This window comes from Bradyrhizobium sp., assembly GCF_022844465.1.
Classification (GTDB): Bacteria; Pseudomonadota; Alphaproteobacteria; order Rhizobiales; family Xanthobacteraceae; genus Bradyrhizobium.
Genome location: NZ_JALHLP010000014.1, coordinates 42032 through 61821, shown reverse-complemented (window position 1 = coordinate 61821; position 19790 = coordinate 42032). Strand labels below are relative to the sequence as shown.

The following is a 19790-nucleotide window of genomic DNA, read 5'->3' as shown; positions in this document are numbered from 1 at the left end:
ACGGCGCCATTCATTCGCCGCCATTTGCACTTCGTTCATGAATTGTCGTCAGATTCACCCCGTCGGGCGCCGGTTCCGCAGCGTATCGCTATTGCCGGCTTGTAACGCCCCGGAGTTGGAATATGCCGTTGAAGTCCCAGCGTAGTCGCGCGCGTGCGCGGTTTGGGTTGCGTTCCCTCGCAACGGCCATGCTGTTGTGGCCGGCCGTCTGCCTTGCCGCACCGGATCCGGACCGCATCGCCGTCTATGTCGATCAGGCCAAGCTCGTGAAGCTTCCGGCCAAGGTTTCCACGATCGTCGTCGGCAACCCGCTGATCGCGGACGTCACGCTGCAGAGCGGCGGCATTGTCGTGGTGACCGGCAAGGGTTACGGCGCCACCAACTTCATCGCCATGGACCGCAATGGCGAAGTGCTGGTGGATCGTCAGATTCAGGTCGAGGGTCCCAGCGATCAACTCGTCACTGTCTATCGCGGCGTCGAGCGGGAGTCCTACAGCTGCATGCCGGTCTGCCAGCGCCGTATCACCCTCGGCGACGGGGTCGGCTATTTCCGCGCGGCAATCGATCAGGCCGGCTCACTCAGCAGCCAGGCCAGCGGATCCGCCGCCGCGGCGGCAGCGGCGGCCAAGCCCAACTGAAGCAGCGCCACCAGGGCGCCGCGCTCGCGGGCGTGGCGATCGCTCAACATGGTTGACGCAGGCTTAACCCAACGGGCCGCTCTGGCTGGGTCCGGCGCAACACTTCGACAATCGATTCAGGGTAATTCCTACCGGTAGCCCTCTCGCGCCCCGAGGTTTGTTCGATGCCGTCGCCCGGAGTTCCCAAGGCAAACATCCTGCGCCGATTCCGCCGCAACCGGCGTGGCTCGGCCGCGGTCGAGTTCGCGCTGGTTGCACCATTGTTCTTCGGCCTGCTGTTCGCGATCATCGAGATCGCGATGGTGTTCTTTGCCAGCCAGGTGCTCGAGACCGTCGCGCAGGATTCGGCGCGCCTGATCATGACCGGTCAGGTGCAGAGCGCGTCGCTGACGCAGGCGCAGTTCAAGAATCTCGTTTGCAGCAAGATTACCGTGATGTTCGATTGCGTGAACGGAATTTCCATCGACGTGAAGAGCTATCCCGCGTTCTCGTCCGTCAACATTGCCGACCCGATCGACGCCGGCAAGAATTTCGTGCCTCCGAACAATTATCTTCCCGGCGTCGCCGGCGACATCGTCGTAGTGCGGCTGTTCTACAAGTGGCCGCTGTTCGTCACCGGGCTCGGCTTCAACGTCGCGAATATCGGCAACAGCCAGCGACTGTTGACCGCAACCGCCGCCTTCCAGAACGAACCCTTCTAGGGCAGAGCATGAAACCGATGATGAAAATATGGCTCCGCATGCGCCGTATGGCGTGCGGCCTGTTCAACGACAAGCGCGGCGTCGCGGCGGTCGAATTTGCCATGATCGTCCCGCTGATGCTGGTGCTGTTCTTCGGAACCGAAGAGTTCTCGACCGGCGTCGCCGTGAAGCGCAAGGTGACGCTGATGGCGCGAACACTGTCTGACCTGACGTCGCAGAATATGGCCGTCACGGACGCCCAACTGAACAATTTCTATAATGCCAGCACCGCCATCATGACGCCCTACACGTCGGCGCCGGTGAAATCCACGATCACGCAACTCTACGTGGATCCGGCGACGAAGCAGGCGCGGGTGCAATGGAGCAAGGGCGCGGTGCCGCTCACGGCCGGGACCGCGGTCCCGATCCCGACCGCGCTCCAGGTCGGCGACACCTATCTGATCTACAGCCAAGTCAGCTACAAGTTTGAGCCGACCATCGGCTACGTCTTGGCCAAAGCCGGGATCACGCTCAGCGATTTCACCTACACCCGACCGCGCCAGTCCAAATGCGTCATGTACAACACGACAGTTTGCACCACGACGTAAGAAGGAAAGAGGCCGCACCATGGGCGCGGCCTCTCGCTTCATTCAGAGCCAATCTTCAAGGCGCGCTGCAACCGGCGCAGGAGGCTGAGCGCGCGGAAAATCGCCTTACCCGGCGGCGCGTAGATTATCGGCCGAAGATTTGCCAGAGCGGCGATCCGCCACGATCTCGTAGGAGATCTTCTGGCCTTCACGAAGCGTCCCAAGGCCGGCACGCTCGACCGCGCTGATGTGCACGAACACGTCATTGCCGCCGTCATCCGGCTGGATGAAGCCATAGCCCTTGGTTGCGTTAAACCACTTCACGGTTCCCATGCTCACGTGGGTAGTCCCTTCTCAGATATACAGGTCGTAACCCACCTTTCGATGGGCTGGTGAGATCGAATTTTTGGAAGGGTCGTCAGCGTCTAAACCGGCTGTACCGGTGGATAGCTAATGTCGTCCGGCCGAAAATCGATGGACAATATTATTCCATGGCAGGGTCCAAAACAATCCTGACAGCCGCGTTTTTTTGATTCGCCCGGCCAGCCGGCCGTGATCGCGCGCGACATCGGAGGTCGGGCGCGGCTTCGCCGGCGTTTGGCGGGGGAGCTAGCGGCGGCGGAACTGGCCGCCGCGCGGCGGCCCACCACGCGGAGCCCCGGTGTTGGGACGCTCGTCCTTGTGCCGGAAGATCAGGCGGCCCTTCTCCAGGTCATAGGGCGACATCTCGATCGTGACCCGATCGCCCGCCAGCGTCTTGATCCGGTTCTTCTTCATCTTGCCTGCGGTGTAGGCGACTATCTCGTGTCCGGCATCCAGCTGCACACGATAGCGCGCGTCGGGAAGGATTTCAGTGACCAGTCCTTCGAACTGGATCAGCTCTTCTTTAGCCATGGTTGTCTCCAGATCGATCGAGGCTAGCGCTGCGGTCGGTGGGTACGGTTCGGTTGGGTATTCGGACGGCTCTCGCGATGCAAGAAGGCGACGCCCTGAATACCCTCGCTCTGGCCCGCCTGGCTCTTGCCGCCCTGCTGGACCGGACGCGGCTGTTCGTGTCGGCTCGGCGGCGGCGGATTATTACCACCACCGCGCCGGGGACGGCGAGGGCCTTTTGTCGCCGAAGCGGATTCATGACCCCTCGGTTCGTGTCCTCTCGGCTCATGAACCCGCGGGTCCTGGCCCCTGCCGGCGTGGGCGCGCGGGGCGGGCCTGCCGCCCCGGTGTTGCGCCGGGCGCGACGCGGGGGCCGGCGCGGTGTCGCGGCTGCCGGGCGTGCGACGGTCTTCCCGAGGCAAGGTAATGCGGATGAGCCGCTCGATGTCGCGCAGATAGCCCATCTCCTCGGCGCCCGCGATCAACGAGATCGCAATGCCTTCGGCGCCGGCCCGGGCGGTGCGTCCGATGCGGTGGACATAGGTTTCGGGCACGTTGGGCAGGTCGAAATTGACGACATGGCTGATGCCGTCGACGTCGATGCCGCGGGCCGCGATGTCGGTGGCCACCAGGGTGCGGATCTCGCCGGTTCGGAACGCCGCCAGCACGCGTTCCCTGTGGTTCTGCGACTTGTTGCCGTGAATGGCGTTGGCGGCGATGCCGGCCCGTTCCAGGGTCTTCACGACCTTGTCGGCGCCGTGCTTGGTGCGGGTAAAGATCAGCGCGCGGTCGACCGGTTCCTGTTTCAGGAGTTGTGCCAGCACCCCCGATTTGGCTGCGAAATCGACCTGGATGATGCGCTGGGTGATCCGATCCACCGTGGAGGCCACCGGCGTCACCGCCACGCGGGCGGGATCGCGCAGCATGGCTTCGGCGAGCTCGGCGATGTCTTTGGGCATTGTGGCCGAGAAGAACAGCGTCTGCCGCTTGATCGGCAATTTGCCGACGATCTTCCTGATGTCGTTGATGAAGCCCATGTCGAGCATGCGGTCGGCTTCGTCGAGCACCAGGAATTCGACCTGGCCGAGCTTGAGCCCGTTGCTCTGCACAAGATCGAGCAGCCGACCGGGGGTCGCCACCAGCACCTCGACGCCTTGCATGATCGAGCGGACCTGTCGGCCCATCGGCACGCCGCCGATCGCCAGCGCCGATGTCAACCGGATATGGCGGCCATAGGCGTTGAAGCTGTCAAGAATCTGGCCCGACAGTTCACGGGTGGGCGAGAGCACCAGCACGCGGCAGCTCTTGGGCTGCGGGCGGATGCGGTTCTCGAGAATGCGGTGCAGGATCGGAAGCGCGAAGGCAGCCGTCTTGCCGGTGCCGGTCTGGGCGATGCCGACGACGTCACGGCCGGTCAATGCGAGAGGGATGGTCTGGGTCTGGATCGGCGTGGGGGTGAGATAGTTCTCTTCCTTGAGCGCACGCGAAATCGGATCGGCAAGGCCGAAATCCTGAAAGGAGGTCAAAAGCGGGTTCTTTCCATTAAAAGGCAGGCGCCCGGCTTCATGGCCAGGAGCGCGCGAGAGGTGTCAGAGACACCCGCGTGTTTGGGGCGTCGGTTTTGCTAGCTGAGGGGGCAAGCCAGAAACCGTTGAACGGGATCAGAACACGCGGCTCGCAAGGACCTGATGATTCTCAAGGTCACCTCGTTCATATGGAGTACCCAGCCTGTTCTTTCAAGCTAAATCCCGCAACCGCTGCGAGCGAGGTTAAAAAACCGGCGGCACTCTCAGGTTTGCCAACTAATCTCGGCGCCCGCTTGCACGATCGGCTTGATAGGGTCTGCAAGAAATTTAGCCAAATTGCTCGGATTGCCTATAAAAAGTACAGTTTGCTTCCAAAGCCAACAATTCTCGCGTCCAAATATCAGGCAGTCTGCCGCGACGTTTTTGTGTCCGACGAAGATTCCAAAGCGATTTGATGGGCTTATACGGTGCCTGAGCCGTGGCACGGTTCTTGCGATTCCGTTAACGCAGGCGGCCGTGGGGCCGTTTCGCAGCGTTTCAACGCCTGCGTCAGGGAGATGACATTTCATGCCTATACAATTCACTCACGATACAGCGACGCTCAGCCGCCGCCGTTGGTTGGCGGCGACCGCCGGCATGGTTCTGGGTTTGGCCGCGTTCACCAGCGCTAAGGCGCAAGAGACCATCAAGGTCGGCGTCCTGCACTCGCTTTCCGGCACCATGGCCATCAGCGAAACCACGCTGAAAGACACCGTTCTCTTTCTGATCGACGAGCAGAACAAGAAGGGCGGCGTGCTTGGCAAGAAGCTTGAGGCCGTCGTGGTCGACCCGGCGTCGAACTGGCCACTGTTTGCGGAGAAGGCGCGCGAACTGATCACCAAGGACAAGGTTTCGGTTGTGTTCGGCTGCTGGACATCGGTTTCGCGCAAATCCGTGCTTCCGGTGTTCAAGGAGTTGAACAGCATCCTATTCTACCCCGTGCAGTACGAGGGCGAGGAGAGCGAGCGCAACGTGTTTTACACCGGCGCCGCGCCAAACCAGCAGGCGATTCCCGCGGTCGATTATCTGATGAAGGACGAGAAGGTGACGCGCTGGGTATTGGCCGGCACCGACTACGTCTATCCGCGCACCACCAACAAGATTCTCGAAGCCTACTTGAAGTCAAAGGGCGTCAAGCAGGAAGACATCATGATCAACTATACGCCGTTCGGTCATTCCGACTGGCAGACGATCGTAGCCGACATCAAGAAGTTCGGCTCGGCCGGCAAGAAGACCGCGGTGGTTTCCACCATCAACGGTGACGCCAACGTCCCCTTCTACAAGGAACTCGGCAACCAGGGCGTCAAGGCGACCGACATCCCGGTGGTGGCGTTTTCGGTCGGCGAAGAAGAACTCGCCGGCATCGACACCAAGCCGCTGCTCGGCCATCTCGCCGCCTGGAACTATTTCCAGTCGATCAAGGACCCGGAAAACGAGAAGTTCATCAAGGCCTGGCAGGCCTATACCAAGAATCCGAAGCGGGTGACCAACGACCCGATGGAAGCGCACGTCATCGGCTTCGAAATGTGGGTCAAGGCGGTCGAGAAGGTGAAGTCGACCGACGTCGACAAGGTGATCGACGCGCTGCCCGGCATCGAAGCCAAGAACCTGACCGGCGGCGTCTCCAAGATGCTGCCGAACCATCACATCACCAAGCCGGTCTTCATTGGCGAAATCAAAGCCAACGGCCAGTTCGACGTGGTGTGGAAGACCCCGGGCCTGGTGGCCGGCGACGCCTGGTCGAAGGAGCTCGAGGGATCCAGGGACCTGATCGGCGACTGGGTTGGCAAGAAGTGCGGCAACTACAACACCAAGACCGAGAAGTGCGGCGGGCAGGGTTCCTGACCCGCAGTCTGAACTGCAACAATCACCTCCTATTAAACACCTAACCCACTGAACTACCAAGAAAGAGGGGAGAAGGCGGCTTCATCGCCGCCTTCTCCCACCCTCCTGCCGGGGTCGTATTGTGTCTACCAATTTCCTTGACCGCATTCGCGCGTTTTTGCTCGCGATCCTGTTGTCCGTGGCCCTTGCCGCTCCGGCGCTCGGGGGTCCGTTCGAGGAAGCGGTCGCCAAATTCGCCAATGACGAGTTTTCCGACACCGACGCGGCGATCGGCGCGGTCGCAACCTCGGGAAATCCGCTGGCCCTTGCCATCATCAGCGCGCTGCGGGAGGGCCGGTTGTCGGCTGATCCGCAATCCCGCAAAGTCTTCGTCACCCAAGGCGATGGCAAGGTCATCGATGCCGCGACCGGCGCGGCCGTGGACAGGCTGCCGGACGGCGCCGCCGCCGTTCGCCTCAACAACCGCCTGCGCCGTACCGTGGAGGCCGCTCTCGGTGGCCTGACATTGCTGTCCCCCGACCCCGCGAAGCGGATTGCGGCCGCGCAATCGGTCTTCAAGAGCCATGACGCGAGCGCGCTTGCCGTGATCGACGGGGCGCTGGCCACTGAAACCAACAAGCGCGCCAGGACCGCTTTCACCGAGGCCCGCGCCGCCATCCTGCTCTACAAGCCGGACGCTACGGAGGCCGAGAAGCTGGAAGCCGTCGCCATTGTCAGGGCGCGGGGCGACCAAGAGGCGTTGGCGCTGTTGACCGGATTGGGCGGCGACGTGCCGCCCAACGTCGCGCGGGCCGCCGCCAGCGCCATCACCTCGATCCAGGGCAATCTTGCGGCGTGGTCGATGGTGCAGAATGCGTGGTACGGCCTGTCGCTCGGCTCGGTGCTGCTGCTCGCGGCGATCGGGCTGGCCATCACCTTCGGCGTCATGGGCGTCATCAACATGGCCCATGGCGAGATGGTGATGATTGGCGCCTATACCACTTTCGTGGTCCAGGAGATCATTCGTACCCGCTATCCCGGCCTGTTCGACTACTCGCTCCTGATCGCAGCACCGCTCGCTTTTCTGGTTGCCGGCGGCATCGGCGTCCTGATTGAACGCGGCATCATCCGCTTCCTCTATGGCCGTCCGCTGGAAACGCTGCTGGCGACCTGGGGCCTCTCTCTGGTGTTGCAACAGGCGGTACGCACTATGTTCGGCCCTACCAACCGCGAGGTCGGCAATCCCTCCTGGATGAGCGGCGCCTTCGAACTCGGGCAGATCACCATCACCTATAACCGGCTCTGGATCCTGTGCTTCACGCTGGCCGTGTTCGCCATCCTGCTCGGCATGCTGCGCTATACGGCGCTTGGGCTGGAGATGCGCGCCGTGACCCAGAATCGCCGGATGGCTGCCTCGATGGGAATCGCCACTTCCCGTGTCGATGCGCTGACCTTCGGCCTCGGCTCGGGCATCGCCGGGATCGCAGGCGTGGCTCTGTCGCAGATCGACAATGTCAGCCCCAATCTCGGCCAGAGCTACATCATCGATTCCTTCATGGTCGTCGTGTTCGGCGGCGTCGGCAACCTGTGGGGCACGCTGGTCGGCGCCTTCACGCTCGGCATCGCCAACAAGTTCCTGGAGCCGGTCGCGGGTGCGGTGCTCGGCAAGATCGCCATTCTGGTGCTGATCATCCTGTTCATCCAGAAGCGGCCGCGCGGGCTGTTCGCGCTCAAGGGCCGGGCGGTGGAGGCATGATCTCGGACTTTGCAATGTGCGGCTATCCTGGGCGATGCCTGCTTACCTCTCCCGCTTGCGGGGGTCGAGACGAGCGAAGCTCGCTCTTAGGTCGACGTGCTCGTCAGAGCGCGGCGGGTGGGGGTGCCTGCACCGGGCGCTGGCGCTCGTGGACAGACCCCCACCCCAACCCTCCCCCGCAAGCGGGAGAGGGGACATCATGACGCCGCACGTGCTGACGCGGTCGCTGGATCGCAGCGCCACCATCTTCATCATCGTCGTCGCCGGCCTCGGCGTGCTGATTCCGTTATTGAACCTGTTGTTGCCGGCCGGATCGATGTTCCAGGTGCCGACCTATCTGGTGGCGCTGTTTGGAAAATACGCCTGCTACGCCATCCTGGCGCTCGCGATCGACCTGATATGGGGTTATTGCGGCATTCTCTCGCTGGGTCACGGCGCCTTCTTCGCGCTCGGCGGTTACGCGATGGGCATGTACATGATGCGGCAGATCGGCAGCCGTGGCGTCTACGGCAACCCGGTCCTGCCCGACTTCATGGTGTTCCTGAATTATCCGGGCCTGCCTTGGTACTGGTACGGATTCGACATGTTCTGGTTCGCGGCGCTGATGGTCGTTGTCGTGCCGGGTCTCCTGGCGTTCTGCTTCGGCTGGCTGGCGTTCCGCTCCCGGGTCACCGGCGTCTATCTCTCCATCATCACCCAGGCCATGACCTATGCATTGTTGCTGGCGTTCTTCCGCAACGATTTCGGGTTCGGCGGCAACAACGGCCTGACCGACTTCAAGGACATTTTGGGCTTCAACGTGCAGGTCGACGGCACCCGCGCCACCCTGTTCATGCTCAGTTGCGCGGCGCTGATCCTGACCTTCCTGATCTGCCGGGCCGTGGTCACCTCGAAGCTTGGCAAGGTCCTGATCGCGATCCGCGACGCTGAATCCCGCACCAGGTTTCTCGGTTACCGCGTCGAGTCCTACAAGCTGTTCGTGTTCACGCTGTCGGCCTGCATGGCCGGTGTCGCCGGCGCGCTCTACGTGCCGCAAGTCGGCATCATCAATCCCGGCGAGTTCGCGCCCGGCAATTCGATCGAGGCCGTGATCTGGGTCGCGGTCGGCGGTCGCGGCACGCTGGTCGGCGCCGCCCTCGGCGCTGTCGTCGTCAACTACGCCAAGACCTACTTCACGTCGGGCCCGCTGGCGCCGTACTGGCTGTTCATGCTCGGCGCGCTGTTCATCCTGGTGACGCTGCTCCTGCCGAAGGGGATCATCGGCACCTTCAACGCGTGGTGGGAGCGGCGGAAGCCGGAACCATTGTCGGCCAGAACCGAAGGCGGTGATCGCCAGGGCGGCGTCGCCCAACCAAAGCCGGCGGAGTGAGCGCATGAACGCCATGGAGATCAGGGTCACGTCCGCGCTGCTCTATTTGGACGGCGTGCATGTTTCGTTCGACGGCTTTCACGCCATCAACAATCTGTCATTGACGCTTGAGCCCGGCGAGATGCGCGCGATCATCGGCCCGAACGGCGCCGGCAAGACCACGATGATGGATATCATCACCGGCAAGACCAGGCCGGACGAGGGCACGGTGCTGTTCGACGGGATCACCGACCTGACGCGGCTCGACGAAACCCGCATCGCCGAACTCGGCATCGGCCGTAAGTTCCAGAAGCCGACGGTGTTCGAGAGCCACACCATCGAGGATAATCTGCTGCTGGCGCTCAATGTCGACCACAGCGTCAAGGGCACGCTGTTCTGGCGCGGTAGCAAGCCGGAAGCCGAACGGATCGACCGCGTGCTGGAAACCATCCGGCTGAAGGATGCGCGCAGCCGGCTGGCGGGCAGCCTGTCGCACGGCCAGAAGCAATGGCTGGAGATCGGGATGCTGCTGGCACAGGACCCCAAACTGCTGCTGGTCGACGAGCCGGTCGCCGGCATGACCGACGTCGAGACCCAGCAGACCGCGGAACTGCTCAAGGAAATCAACAAGGAAAAGACGGTCATGGTCGTCGAGCACGACATGGCCTTCGTGCGCGAGCTTGGCGTCAAGGTCACCTGCCTGCATGAAGGCGCGGTGCTGGCGGAGGGGACCATCGACCAGGTTTCGTCGAACGAGCGGGTGATCGAAGTGTATTTGGGAAGATGAAGCGCATGCTGACGGTTCCTCGCGAAAGTTGTCATCGTCCGCGAAGGCGGACGATCAAGTACTCCGAGACAGTGAAGTTCACCGCAGAGGCGCGGCGTACTGGATACCCCGCCTTCGCGGGGTATGACGAGACCTCTCGTTCGGAGCGGCGTGCCAAATGCTGAAGGTCAACAATATCAGCCTTCACTATGGCGCGGCGCAGGCGTTACGCGGCGTTTCGCTGTCTGCCGGCCCTGGCAAGGTGACTTGTGTGCTCGGGCGGAACGGCGTCGGCAAGACCTCGCTGCTGCGCGCGCTGGTCGGCCAGTACCCGATTTCAGGCGGATCGATCACGCTGGACGGCGACGACATCACCGGCCTCAAGCCTTACGAGCGGGCGCGCCGCGGCATCGGCTTCGTGCCGCAGGGCCGCGAGATCTTTCCGCTGCTGACGGTGGAGGAAAATCTCAAGACCGGATTCGGTCCGCTCAAGCGCGAGGACCGCCATATCCCCGACGACGTGTTTTCGCTGTTTCCGGTGCTGAACTCGATGCTGGGGCGGCGCGGCGGCGATCTCTCCGGCGGGCAGCAACAGCAACTGGCGATCGGCCGGGCGCTGGTGATGCGGCCAAGGCTGTTGCTCTTGGACGAGCCGACCGAGGGCATCCAGCCTTCGATCATCAAGGACATCGGCCGCGCCATCGCCTATCTGCGCAGCCTCGGCAACATCGCGATCGTGCTCGTCGAACAATATCTCGACTTTGCCTGCGAGCTCGGCGACAACTTCGCGGTCATGGATCGCGGTGCCGTGAAATATGCCTGTGACCGCGCCAACCTCGATCCGGCCGAGATCAGCCGCCAGATGGCGCTGTAGCGATCTCGCTCTCGAGCTAACGCATTGGGGAACGGATGCGGACCGATACTTCGCACGGAGCTGCAGCGACATTCGCGGCCAACCGGGCCCAGGGCGCGGTACGTTTCGGCGTGCGTGTGCAGGACGGCGTCACCCGCCGCGGCGATCTGCATGAATCCGGCTCGCTCCGGGTGCGGTTTCCTTCCCCCGAGCAGGAGGGGATGTCGGGCGTGTTCGTCAACACGGCGGGCGGTATTGCGGGCGGCGACCGCTTCGACATCGACATCACGGCCGGTGCGGGCGCGCGGCTGACGATGACGACGGCGGCGGCCGAAAAGGTCTACCGCGCGGCCGGCCCCGCCGCGCAGCTCAATATCGCGTTGAAGGCGGCAGCCGGTTCACGCCTCGCCTGGCTGCCGCAGGAGACCATCCTGTTCGACCGGGCGCGGATTGTCAGGCGCATCGATATCGATCTGGCGGCAGACGCCTCGCTCCTGCTTTGCGAAATCGTCGTGTTCGGTCGCGCGGCAATGGGCGAGCGGATGCTGCATGGCGAATTTGTCGATCGCTGGCGGCTGCGCCGCGGCGGCAAGCTGGTGTTTGCGGAGACCATCCGGCTCGACGGCGATATCGGTGAGAAACTGGCGCGGCCCGCGGTTGCCAAAGGCGGCGTCGCCATCGGCACCGCGTTGATCGTGCCCGGAGACCAGGCGCTGGTGGAGCGGATTCGCGAAGCTTCAGAATCATTCGGCGGCGAGGTCGGCATCTCCGGCTGGAATGGATTTGCCATGGCGCGCTTCTGTGCCCAAGATGCGGCGCGGCTCCGCGCCGATATGATGACGGTGCTCGGTCGCGCCAGCGGCATGGCGCTGCCCAGGCTCTGGCTCAACTAATGGCCCTGACGCAGGGCCATCAATCACGAGTGCTCGCATGAACCTGTCTCCCCGCGAAAAGGACAAGCTCTTGATCTCGATGGCGGCCATGGTGGCGCGCCGGCGGCTGGAGCGCGGCGTCAAGCTCAATCACCCCGAGGCGATCGCCATCATCTCCGATTTCATCGTCGAGGGCGCGCGCGACGGCCGCACGGTGGCCGAACTGATGCAATCCGGCGCGCAGGTCATCACCCGCGCGCAGTGCATGGACGGCATTGCCGAGATGATCCACGACATCCAGGTCGAGGCGACGTTTCCCGACGGCACCAAGCTCGTCACCGTGCATGAGCCGATCCGGTGATGCACCGAGCACGTCATTCCGGGGCGGCCGCTGTGCGGCCGAACCCGGAATCCAGAAGTTATTCATCTCGAGATTCCGGGTTCGAGGCTGCGCATCGCCCCGGAATGACGGAGGAAGAAAGATGATCCCCGGCGAACTCTTCATCAAGGGCGGCGAGATCGAACTCAACGCCGGCCGCAAGACCGTGACGCTCACGGTCGCCAACAGCGGCGACCGACCGATCCAGGTCGGCTCGCACTACCATTTCTTCGAGACCAACCCGGCGCTGAAATTCGATCGGAAGAAGGCCCGCGGCATGCGTCTCGACATCGCGGCCGGCACCGCGGTCCGCTTTGAGCCCGGCCAGACCCGGGACGTGCAATTGGTCGCGCTCGCTGGCAAGCGCGTCATCTACGGCTTCCGCGGCGACGTGCAGGGGAAACTGTGATCGCGCGTGAGGGGAGCGCTCTGGCAAGGCTCCCTCCCCCCTTGCGGGGGAGGGTTGGGGAGAGGGGTATGCCGCACGACGAGGTAAGCAACGTTCAGAGAGATCGTGCAAAACGGCTGAGGCGCGAGATGACTCGTGCGGAGACGTTGCTGTGGCGTCATCTCAAGGCAAAGCGGCTCGTTGGCCTACGCTTTCGCCGTCAGACTCCGATGGGCAACTACATCGCCGATTTTGTTTCACATTCCTGCAAGCTGGTTGTCGAGGTTGATGGCGAAAGCCACGATTTGGAAGAGCGCCTCCGGCACGACGCCAGGCGCGATCAATGGCTTGTATCGCGCGGCTATCGAGTGCTCCGATTTACCAATGACGATGTCCTGAACAATCTCGAGGGTGTTGTTATCGCCATTGGTCTGGCAGCGGAGCAAGCGGCACCCCTCTCCCTAACCCTCCCCCGCAAGGGGGGAGGGAACCCTTCCGCTAATGCGTCCCTCACGGATGCTGATGATATCCAAGAGGACAAGCCGTGATGCGTCGTGAGGTAAGTACGCTCGTCGGGCTCCCTCTCCCCTTGCTTGGTCCGAGGCGGGCAAAGCTCGCTCTCGGGGTTGGGGAGAGGGGCAATCCACGCGCTCCCCTGCCTGCTATTTTCCTGCTGCCGACCGGAGCCTGATATGTCCGTAAAAATAAAACGTTCCGTCTATGCCGACATGTTTGGGCCGACCACCGGCGACAGGGTACGGCTCGCCGACACCGATCTCGTCATCGAGGTCGAGAAGGATTTCACGGTTTACGGCGAGGAGGTGAAGTTCGGCGGCGGCAAGGTGATCCGCGACGGCATGGGGCAGTCCCAGGTTACCAACCGGCAGGGCGCGGCCGATACCGTCATCACCAACGCGCTGATCGTCGATCATTGGGGCATCGTGAAAGCCGACGTCGCGATCAAGGAAGGCATGATCGCCGCCATCGGCAAGGCCGGCAATCCCGACATCCAGCCCGGCGTCACCATCGTGATCGGGCCCGGCACCGACATCATCGCGGGCGAGGGAAAGATTCTCACCGCCGGCGGGTTCGACAGCCACATCCATTTCATCTGCCCGCAGCAGATCGAGCACGCGCTGATGAGCGGCGTCACCTCGATGCTGGGCGGCGGCACCGGGCCGTCGCACGGTACCTTTGCGACGACCTGCACGCCTGGGCCCTGGCACATGGGACGAATGATCCAGTCGTTTGACGCGTTTCCCGTCAATCTCGGCATATCGGGCAAGGGCAACGCCTCGCGGCCCGCGCCGCTGGTCGAGATGATCAAGGCCGGCGCCTGCGCGCTGAAGCTGCACGAGGATTGGGGCACCACGCCGTCGGCGATCGACAACTGCCTTAGCGTTGCCGACGATTACGACATCCAGGTGATGCTGCACTCGGACACGCTGAACGAGTCGGGCTTCGTCGAGGATACCGTAAAGGCCTTTAAGGGCCGAACCATCCACGCCTTTCACACCGAGGGCGCCGGCGGCGGCCACGCGCCTGACATCATCAAGATCGCGGGGCTGAAGAACGTGCTGCCGTCCTCGACCAATCCGACGCGTCCCTTTACCCGCAACACCATCGATGAGCATCTGGACATGCTGATGGTGTGTCACCATCTCGACCCCTCGATCGCGGAAGATCTTGCGTTCGCCGAAAGCCGCATCCGCAAGGAAACCATCGCCGCAGAAGATATCCTGCACGATCTCGGCGCGCTCTCGATGATGTCGTCGGACTCGCAGGCCATGGGCCGGCTTGGCGAAGTCATCATCAGGACCTGGCAGACCGCCGACAAGATGAAGAAACAGCGCGGCGCGCTGCCCGAAGACAAGGGCAGGGACAACGACAATTTCCGCGTCAAACGCTATATCGCCAAGTACACCATCAACCCTTCGATCGCGCACGGTGTCTCGAAGCTGATCGGTTCGGTGGAGAAGGGCAAGCTCGCCGATCTCGTGCTGTGGTCGCCCGCGTTCTTCGGCGTCAAGCCGGATTGCATCATCAAGGGCGGCTCGATCGTGGCCGCGCCGATGGGCGATCCCAACGCGTCGATTCCCACGCCGCAGCCGGTGCACTACCAGCCGATGTTCGCGGCCTATGGAAAGTCGCTGACGGCGTCCTCCGTGGTGTTCACATCCAAGGCAGCCATCGCAGGCGGGCTGGCGCGCAAGCTCGGCATCCAAAAGCAACTCTACCCCGTGAAGAACACCCGCGGCGGCATTTCCAAGAAGAGCATGATCCACAACGACGCCACCCCGAATATCGAAGTCGATTCCGAGACCTATGAGGTGCGCGCAGACGGCGAGCTCCTGACCTGCGCGCCGGCCGAGGTGCTGCCCATGGCGCAGCGCTATTTCATGTTCTAAGCTCCCTCCCAGCCAGAACAAAGCCGGGAGGATCGAAGTGATCTACGTCGTTGCCACGCTGACCGTGAAGCCCGAGACACGCGCCGAATTCATTGCGGCCGCCACCGCCTGCATCAGGGAAACCCGTAAAGAACCGGGCAATATCGCCTATGACCTGCATGAGAGCGTCACCGATCCATCGAAAATGGTGTTCGTCGAGCAGTGGGAGAATGCCGAGGCGTTGGTACCCCACCGCGGCGCCGAACACATGAAGACCTTCGGGCGCGTTGCGGTGAAGTGCATGACGGCCCCGCCGAAGATAGAGATCATCACCCCTGAAAAGGTCGACGTCCGCTAATCAAGAAAACACGGGAGAACATTCATGATCTATGTCATCGCCACCACGCCGGTGAAGCCGGAAAACAAGGACGACTTCATCAAGGGGCATAAAGCCTGCATAAGCGAAACCCTCAAGGAAAAGGGTTGTCTTTCTTATGAGGGTCACGTCAGCGTCAACAATCCCAATTTGTATGTGGTCGTGGAGCGCTGGGAGACCCGCGACGACCTCAACGCGCATGGCCGCGCGCCGCACATGAAGGTGTGGCGGGAGTACTCGTCCCAGATGAAGACGGCGCCGACGGTGATCGAAATCATCAGCGACGGCAAGGTGGAGAAGATCTAGTGCGCCGTTCGCATCGTGGCGCATTCGGTGGCTTCATCCTTCGAGACGGCGCGCAACGCCTCCTCAGGAGGAGGTCTAAGATCCTCATGGTGAGGAGCGCGGCAACGCCGCGCGTCTTGAACCACGAGGCCACCTCGCCCCGACCTGCTTTAGGCGGATCCGCATGATACGCGCGACAAAGGTGCTGGGCCAGCATCGCTGGACACACGCGGCGGCCGATACTGTCGTGCTCGATTTCGACGACCGGCACCGGCGGCGGATGGCGATGGCCGGCACCCGCGGGCTTGAGTTCCTGCTCGATCTGGAAAGCGCGGTCGCGCTGCGCGGTGGTGACGCGCTGGTGCTGGAGGATGGCCGCCTGATCGAGGTGGTGGCGGCGGCCGAGCCGCTGCTCGAGATCAGGGGTGCCGATCCCATGCATCTGGTCCGCGTCGCCTGGCATCTCGGCAACCGCCATCTGCCGACGCAGATCATGGCAAAGGGGCTGCGCATCCGCCGCGACCATGTCATCGAAGCCATGGTGCAGGGGCTGGGGGCGCGCGTGATCAAGATCGAAGCGCCGTTCGATCCCGAGGGCGGCGCCTATGCGAGCGGCCATGCGCAGGATCAAGGCCACCATCACCCTGGCGGTCATGGCCATCATCGCGCCGATCACCACCACCATCACGGCGAGCAATGCGACCACGATCAGCACGATCACGCCCATGCTCATGACCGTAAGTAAATCCGCGTCGCTCGACGTGAGCGGCGATATCACGGCGCAGCCGGCGGCGCTGTACCGGCTGATGACCTGGCTGTCACCGTCCTTTCCGGTCGGCGCGTTTTCCTACTCCAGCGGCATCGAATGGGCGGTGGAGGCCGGCGATATCGTTGACGCCGCCTCGTTGCGCGACTGGCTGGCCGCGATGCTTACGGAAGGTTCGGGCTTTTGCGACGCCGTGCTTTTGGCGCACGCGCATCGCGCGGCCCTGGCGCAGAACAGCGTTGCATTGCGCGAGGTCGCCGAACTCGCGGCCGCCTTCGTGCCGTCGCGGGAGCGCCAGCTCGAGACGACGACGCAGGGCCGCGCTTTCATCGACATCGCCCGCGCGGCCTGGGCGTGCGACGGGCTCGAGGCGATGGTTTCCGCCTGCGGTGGCACGATCGTTTATCCCTTAGCCGTCGGCATCGTCAGCGCCGTGCATGCGATCCCGCTTCCGCCGGCCATGCATGGCTTCCTGCATGCGGTGGTGTCGAACTGGATTTCCGCGGGCGCCCGGCTGGTGCCGCTCGGCCAGACCGACAGCCAGCGTATTCTGGCCGGCCTTGAGGCCGATGTCGCTGCCACCGCCGAGCGCGCGCTTGCGGCCTCGCTCGACGACCTCGGCAGCGCAACGTTCCGCGCCGATCTGGCCAGTTTCCGCCACGAGACGCAGTATACGAGGCTGTTCCGCTCTTGAAGCATCCGGGTTACGATCGCGCAGGCGCAACGAAGAGAGTGCACGGCATGTCCAGATCCCACGGCCCATTGCGGATCGGCATCGGTGGTCCCGTCGGGTCGGGCAAGACCGCGCTGATGGACCTGCTTTGCAAGTCGATGCGCGAGCACTACGATATTGCTGCGATCACCAATGACATCTACACCAAATGGGATGCCGAGTTTCTGGTGCGTTCGGGCTCGCTGACGCCGGATCGGATCGCCGGCGTCGAGACCGGCGGCTGCCCGCACACTGCGATTCGCGAGGACGCCTCGATGAATCTTGCTGCCGTCGCCGACATGCGGGCGAAGTTCCCCGACCTGGATATGGTGCTGATTGAATCCGGTGGTGACAACCTCGCCGCGACGTTTTCTCCCGAGCTTGCCGACCTGACGATTTACGTGATCGACGTGGCCGCCGGCGACAAGATCCCTTCCAAGGGCGGGCCCGGCATCACCCGTTCAGACCTGCTGGTGATCAACAAAATCGATCTCGCGCCCCATGTCGGCGCGTCGCTGGAGAAGATGGATACTGACGCGCGGCGAATGCGGGGCGAGCGGCCGTTCGTCATGTCCAACCTCAAGAAGAGCGAAGGCCTCGATCGCATCATCGACTTCATCAAGGCCAAGGGCGGCCTGCGGCCGGCGACGAAAACCAGGCTCGGGTAAGCTGCGCGTTAATCTTAACACTGGCGGCGCGCACGGTGCCCGCCTGCGACCCCGCACTTGCAGGAACCAATCGGACGCGGACCTATTGATAGAATCAGCCTGCCACATCGAAAACTGCGACGTAGAGCGTGTGCGCCGCCAGCCCCTTGGTTGCGTGCGGATGTTCGCTGCTTCATATTCGAGCGAAGATAGGAGTTCCCCGGCGAGATGGAAACCCGTTCGCATCAGGACAACGCGGCAGGCCGGCAGTATCGCGCGTCATTGCGGTTCCGTCTGAACCGGGACAGCGCTGGATTCCTGCAATTAAGTTATGTCCGGCACGATCTAGCGGCGCTGGTTTTGCGTTCTTGCCCACACGTAAAAACAGAGTAATCGAGTGGTTCGACTGGGCTTCCTCATCGGCTTGATCGCGCTGATCGGAGTTATGCTTTCCGGTTTCGCGGCCTATCGGGTTCACGACCAGGAACTGGCCGTCGACAGCATGGCGCTGGCGCGCGCTATCGACGTTCATGCCAGCCTGGTGCAGGACAGGCTGACCGAGCGCGAATTGCTTTCGCGGGTAGCGTCAGGCCTGTTTCGTGCCCCGGCGGTGCCAAAAGCCAATATGCTGGAACCCCTGCGGTCGGCGATTTACGCGTTCAAGACCGATTTTGTGATTTCCTCGTGGATCGCGCGGCTCAAGCCGACGGAACTGGGCATCGCGGAGGCGGAACTGAAGGCCGCCGGCTTCACCGCACCTGCGATACGCGACTTCGACGATCAGCCGCGGGAAGCCAACGCGGCTGATGGCTCGGTCGACGTTCTGATGGACATTGAACCGCGCAGCCAGGACAGGCTTGGATTGCCGGGTCGGACCTATGATCGGCATTCGGTAATCGGCCCGATGCTGGCGCGGGCGGCCGAGACGGGCAAGCCGGTGGCGTCCGATCCGCTGCCGTTGCTGCGGCGGACCGGACCGGTCGGTCTGGTTCTGGCATCTCCGATCACAAGGGAAGGGTCGGCGGAGCTTGCGGGCTTCATCACGTTTTCCTATGAGCTGGCGCCGCTGATGCTGACCAATGATGATCGCTCGCTGTTCTCGGTGGCACTGAAAGTTGACGCCGACGACGAGTATGTTGCCAACGAACAGGGCGTCGTCTCCTTGCGAGCGCTCAAGCAGGGCGACCCGCCGCCTTCCTTGATGCGGACGATCACGTTCGGCGGACGCGACTGGTCGCTCAGCTACTATTCAAAAAAAAACGTGGTCGCACGCGCGCAGCAGACGGCGATCATCGTGGCCGCCATTGGGCTGGCGCTCACCGGCATCGTCTGCGGCCTGTTCGGTTATGTCGCCCACAACACGTTGCGGCTTAGCAGGGAAATTCAGGTTCGGATCGGTTTCGAGCGTCGGCTGACGGCCGTCATTGACGAACTCAACCACCGGGTCAAGAACATCCTGGCCGTGATTCAGTCGATCGTGACACGGACGCTGCGTCATGGCGCCGATATCGACGCGTCGCGCGAGCTGCTGATTGGCCGCATCCATGCCATGTCGAATGTCATCACGCTGCTCAGCGAAAGCCAATGGCAGGGCGTGAAGCTGAAGGGCCTGCTGGAGTCGCGCGCGATCCCGAATGCCGATCGGATAGTGGTAAATGGCCCCGACATCTCCGTGAGCGCTCGCGCGGCGCAATCGCTTTCCCTGCTCTTCTTCGAGCTGGCGTCGCATTCGGATGAAGGATTGTCGGTCGTCGGTCGACATCCTCATATCGTCGTCACCTGGGAAGTCACAGGCGAGGAGGCGGATTTGGTTTTTCACTTCAGGTGGGAGGAGTTCAACACCAGCGCAACGACGCGGCGGCAAGACAGCGATTTCGGCCTGATACTGCTGGACCGGGTTGCGCCGGAAGCGATGGGGGGTACCGCCAAGCGCTACTTCACCGAAACGAGCTATGTCTACGAACTCACGGCCCCGATGGAAACCGTGATCGACATGACCGAGCGTGACAGGACCGAACAGTTTACGGTCCCGGTGCGGCAACCTTAAACCCAGTGATTGGCCAGTCCGGCCCAAGGGCAGCCGTCAGG

General features: G+C 62.9%; 23 protein-coding genes. 20 read left to right on the top strand and 3 right to left on the bottom strand.

Annotated features, from left to right (window positions below; all coding sequences use genetic code 11):
- The first annotated feature begins 188 nt into the window (after positions 1-188).
- From Q0D31_RS18665 to Q0D31_RS18655, 3 genes are all read left to right on the top strand, one after another.
- Entirely contained in the window at positions 189-638 is a 450-nt protein-coding gene (locus Q0D31_RS18665) for a pilus assembly protein N-terminal domain-containing protein (protein ID WP_291854275.1), read from the top strand.
- 164 nt (positions 639-802) lie between these two features.
- On the top strand, positions 803-1339 hold the full coding sequence (locus Q0D31_RS18660) for a TadE/TadG family type IV pilus assembly protein (RefSeq protein ID WP_291854273.1): 537 nt from the start codon (positions 803-805) through the stop codon (positions 1337-1339).
- A gap of 20 nt (positions 1340-1359) precedes the next feature.
- Positions 1360-1926 (top strand): TadE/TadG family type IV pilus assembly protein, encoded by a 567-nt coding sequence (locus tag Q0D31_RS18655; protein ID WP_291854271.1) that lies wholly within the window; start codon positions 1360-1362, stop codon positions 1924-1926.
- 105 nt (positions 1927-2031) lie between these two features.
- Here the strand turns inward: Q0D31_RS18655 and Q0D31_RS18650 are convergent, their stop codons facing one another.
- From Q0D31_RS18650 to Q0D31_RS18640, 3 genes are all read right to left on the bottom strand, one after another.
- Positions 2032-2244 (bottom strand): cold-shock protein, encoded by a 213-nt coding sequence (locus Q0D31_RS18650; protein ID WP_002714433.1) that lies wholly within the window; start codon positions 2242-2244, stop codon positions 2032-2034.
- 270 nt (positions 2245-2514) lie between these two features.
- The gene (infA, locus tag Q0D31_RS18645; protein ID WP_027538310.1) at positions 2515-2799 is read right to left on the bottom strand and encodes a translation initiation factor IF-1; all 285 of its coding nucleotides are present in this window, start codon (positions 2797-2799) and stop codon (positions 2515-2517) included.
- Positions 2800-2822: 23 nt separating this feature from the next.
- Entirely contained in the window at positions 2823-4304 is a 1482-nt protein-coding gene (locus tag Q0D31_RS18640) for a DEAD/DEAH box helicase (protein WP_291854226.1), read from the bottom strand.
- 125 nt (positions 4305-4429) lie between these two features.
- Here Q0D31_RS18640 and Q0D31_RS18635 point away from each other — a divergent pair, with 125 nt between their 5' ends.
- The 17 genes from Q0D31_RS18635 (at position 4430) to Q0D31_RS18555 (ending at position 19749) form a co-directional block, all read left to right on the top strand.
- On the top strand, positions 4430-4759 hold the full coding sequence (locus tag Q0D31_RS18635) for a hypothetical protein (RefSeq protein ID WP_291854225.1): 330 nt from the start codon (positions 4430-4432) through the stop codon (positions 4757-4759).
- A 112-nt stretch (positions 4760-4871) separates the two neighbouring features.
- A complete protein-coding gene (gene urtA, locus Q0D31_RS18630; protein ID WP_291854223.1) occupies positions 4872-6188 on the top strand; it encodes an urea ABC transporter substrate-binding protein in 1317 nt (438 codons plus the stop codon).
- A gap of 121 nt (positions 6189-6309) precedes the next feature.
- Entirely contained in the window at positions 6310-7923 is a 1614-nt protein-coding gene (urtB, locus tag Q0D31_RS18625) for an urea ABC transporter permease subunit UrtB (protein ID WP_291854221.1), read from the top strand.
- A gap of 199 nt (positions 7924-8122) precedes the next feature.
- Positions 8123-9292 carry an urea ABC transporter permease subunit UrtC gene (gene urtC, locus Q0D31_RS18620; protein ID WP_291854219.1) on the top strand — a complete coding sequence of 390 codons (1170 nt, stop codon included), beginning with the start codon at positions 8123-8125 and terminating at the stop codon, positions 9290-9292.
- Between the two features lie 4 nt (positions 9293-9296).
- Complete coding sequence (gene urtD, locus Q0D31_RS18615; protein ID WP_291854217.1) at positions 9297-10058, top strand: urea ABC transporter ATP-binding protein UrtD; 762 nt, start codon at positions 9297-9299, stop codon at positions 10056-10058.
- Positions 10059-10215: 157 nt separating this feature from the next.
- Complete coding sequence (gene urtE / locus Q0D31_RS18610) at positions 10216-10911, top strand: urea ABC transporter ATP-binding subunit UrtE (RefSeq protein WP_291854215.1); 696 nt, start codon at positions 10216-10218, stop codon at positions 10909-10911.
- A gap of 35 nt (positions 10912-10946) precedes the next feature.
- On the top strand, positions 10947-11783 hold the full coding sequence (locus Q0D31_RS18605; RefSeq protein WP_291854213.1) for an urease accessory protein UreD: 837 nt from the start codon (positions 10947-10949) through the stop codon (positions 11781-11783).
- 37 nt (positions 11784-11820) lie between these two features.
- On the top strand, positions 11821-12123 hold the full coding sequence (locus Q0D31_RS18600) for an urease subunit gamma (protein ID WP_291854211.1): 303 nt from the start codon (positions 11821-11823) through the stop codon (positions 12121-12123).
- Between the two features lie 121 nt (positions 12124-12244).
- On the top strand, positions 12245-12550 hold the full coding sequence (locus Q0D31_RS18595; RefSeq protein WP_291854207.1) for an urease subunit beta: 306 nt from the start codon (positions 12245-12247) through the stop codon (positions 12548-12550).
- A gap of 68 nt (positions 12551-12618) precedes the next feature.
- A complete protein-coding gene (locus tag Q0D31_RS18590; protein WP_291854204.1) occupies positions 12619-13077 on the top strand; it encodes an endonuclease domain-containing protein in 459 nt (152 codons plus the stop codon).
- Positions 13078-13221: 144 nt separating this feature from the next.
- Entirely contained in the window at positions 13222-14937 is a 1716-nt protein-coding gene (gene ureC / locus Q0D31_RS18585; RefSeq protein WP_291854202.1) for an urease subunit alpha, read from the top strand.
- Between the two features lie 37 nt (positions 14938-14974).
- The gene (locus Q0D31_RS18580; protein ID WP_291854200.1) at positions 14975-15274 is read left to right on the top strand and encodes a putative quinol monooxygenase; all 300 of its coding nucleotides are present in this window, start codon (positions 14975-14977) and stop codon (positions 15272-15274) included.
- 24 nt (positions 15275-15298) lie between these two features.
- Entirely contained in the window at positions 15299-15598 is a 300-nt protein-coding gene (locus Q0D31_RS18575) for a putative quinol monooxygenase (protein WP_291854198.1), read from the top strand.
- 163 nt (positions 15599-15761) lie between these two features.
- Positions 15762-16322, top strand: a complete 561-nt coding sequence (locus tag Q0D31_RS18570) for an urease accessory protein UreE (protein ID WP_291854196.1) — start codon at positions 15762-15764, stop codon at positions 16320-16322.
- Positions 16309-17037 carry an urease accessory protein UreF gene (locus Q0D31_RS18565; RefSeq protein ID WP_291854361.1) on the top strand — a complete coding sequence of 243 codons (729 nt, stop codon included), beginning with the start codon at positions 16309-16311 and terminating at the stop codon, positions 17035-17037. The genes Q0D31_RS18570 and Q0D31_RS18565 overlap by 14 nt, the downstream gene beginning before the upstream one ends.
- A gap of 47 nt (positions 17038-17084) precedes the next feature.
- On the top strand, positions 17085-17723 hold the full coding sequence (ureG, locus tag Q0D31_RS18560) for an urease accessory protein UreG (RefSeq protein WP_291854194.1): 639 nt from the start codon (positions 17085-17087) through the stop codon (positions 17721-17723).
- A gap of 376 nt (positions 17724-18099) precedes the next feature.
- On the top strand, positions 18100-19749 hold the full coding sequence (locus Q0D31_RS18555) for an HWE histidine kinase domain-containing protein (RefSeq protein WP_291854191.1): 1650 nt from the start codon (positions 18100-18102) through the stop codon (positions 19747-19749).
- Positions 19750-19790 lie beyond the last annotated feature (41 nt).

Coding starts and splice junctions, on each gene's coding strand:
- Q0D31_RS18605 (WP_291854213.1), top strand. CDS start 10,947: ATGCGGACCGATACTTCGCACGGAGCTGCAGCGACATTCGCGGCCAAC.
- Q0D31_RS18595 (WP_291854207.1), top strand. CDS start 12,245: ATGATCCCCGGCGAACTCTTCATCAAGGGCGGCGAGATCGAACTCAAC.
- urtE (WP_291854215.1), top strand. CDS start 10,216: ATGCTGAAGGTCAACAATATCAGCCTTCACTATGGCGCGGCGCAGGCG.
- Q0D31_RS18665 (WP_291854275.1), top strand. CDS start 189: ATGCTGTTGTGGCCGGCCGTCTGCCTTGCCGCACCGGATCCGGACCGC.
- Q0D31_RS18660 (WP_291854273.1), top strand. CDS start 803: ATGCCGTCGCCCGGAGTTCCCAAGGCAAACATCCTGCGCCGATTCCGC.
- Q0D31_RS18575 (WP_291854198.1), top strand. CDS start 15,299: ATGATCTATGTCATCGCCACCACGCCGGTGAAGCCGGAAAACAAGGAC.
- urtA (WP_291854223.1), top strand. CDS start 4,872: ATGCCTATACAATTCACTCACGATACAGCGACGCTCAGCCGCCGCCGT.
- Q0D31_RS18655 (WP_291854271.1), top strand. CDS start 1,360: ATGAAAATATGGCTCCGCATGCGCCGTATGGCGTGCGGCCTGTTCAAC.
- Q0D31_RS18590 (WP_291854204.1), top strand. CDS start 12,619: ATGCCGCACGACGAGGTAAGCAACGTTCAGAGAGATCGTGCAAAACGG.
- Q0D31_RS18565 (WP_291854361.1), top strand. CDS start 16,309: ATGACCGTAAGTAAATCCGCGTCGCTCGACGTGAGCGGCGATATCACG.
- Q0D31_RS18570 (WP_291854196.1), top strand. CDS start 15,762: ATGATACGCGCGACAAAGGTGCTGGGCCAGCATCGCTGGACACACGCG.
- ureG (WP_291854194.1), top strand. CDS start 17,085: ATGTCCAGATCCCACGGCCCATTGCGGATCGGCATCGGTGGTCCCGTC.
- urtD (WP_291854217.1), top strand. CDS start 9,297: ATGAACGCCATGGAGATCAGGGTCACGTCCGCGCTGCTCTATTTGGAC.
- urtC (WP_291854219.1), top strand. CDS start 8,123: ATGACGCCGCACGTGCTGACGCGGTCGCTGGATCGCAGCGCCACCATC.
- infA (WP_027538310.1), bottom strand. CDS start 2,799: ATGGCTAAAGAAGAGCTGATCCAGTTCGAAGGACTGGTCACTGAAATC.
- Q0D31_RS18600 (WP_291854211.1), top strand. CDS start 11,821: ATGAACCTGTCTCCCCGCGAAAAGGACAAGCTCTTGATCTCGATGGCG.
- ureC (WP_291854202.1), top strand. CDS start 13,222: ATGTCCGTAAAAATAAAACGTTCCGTCTATGCCGACATGTTTGGGCCG.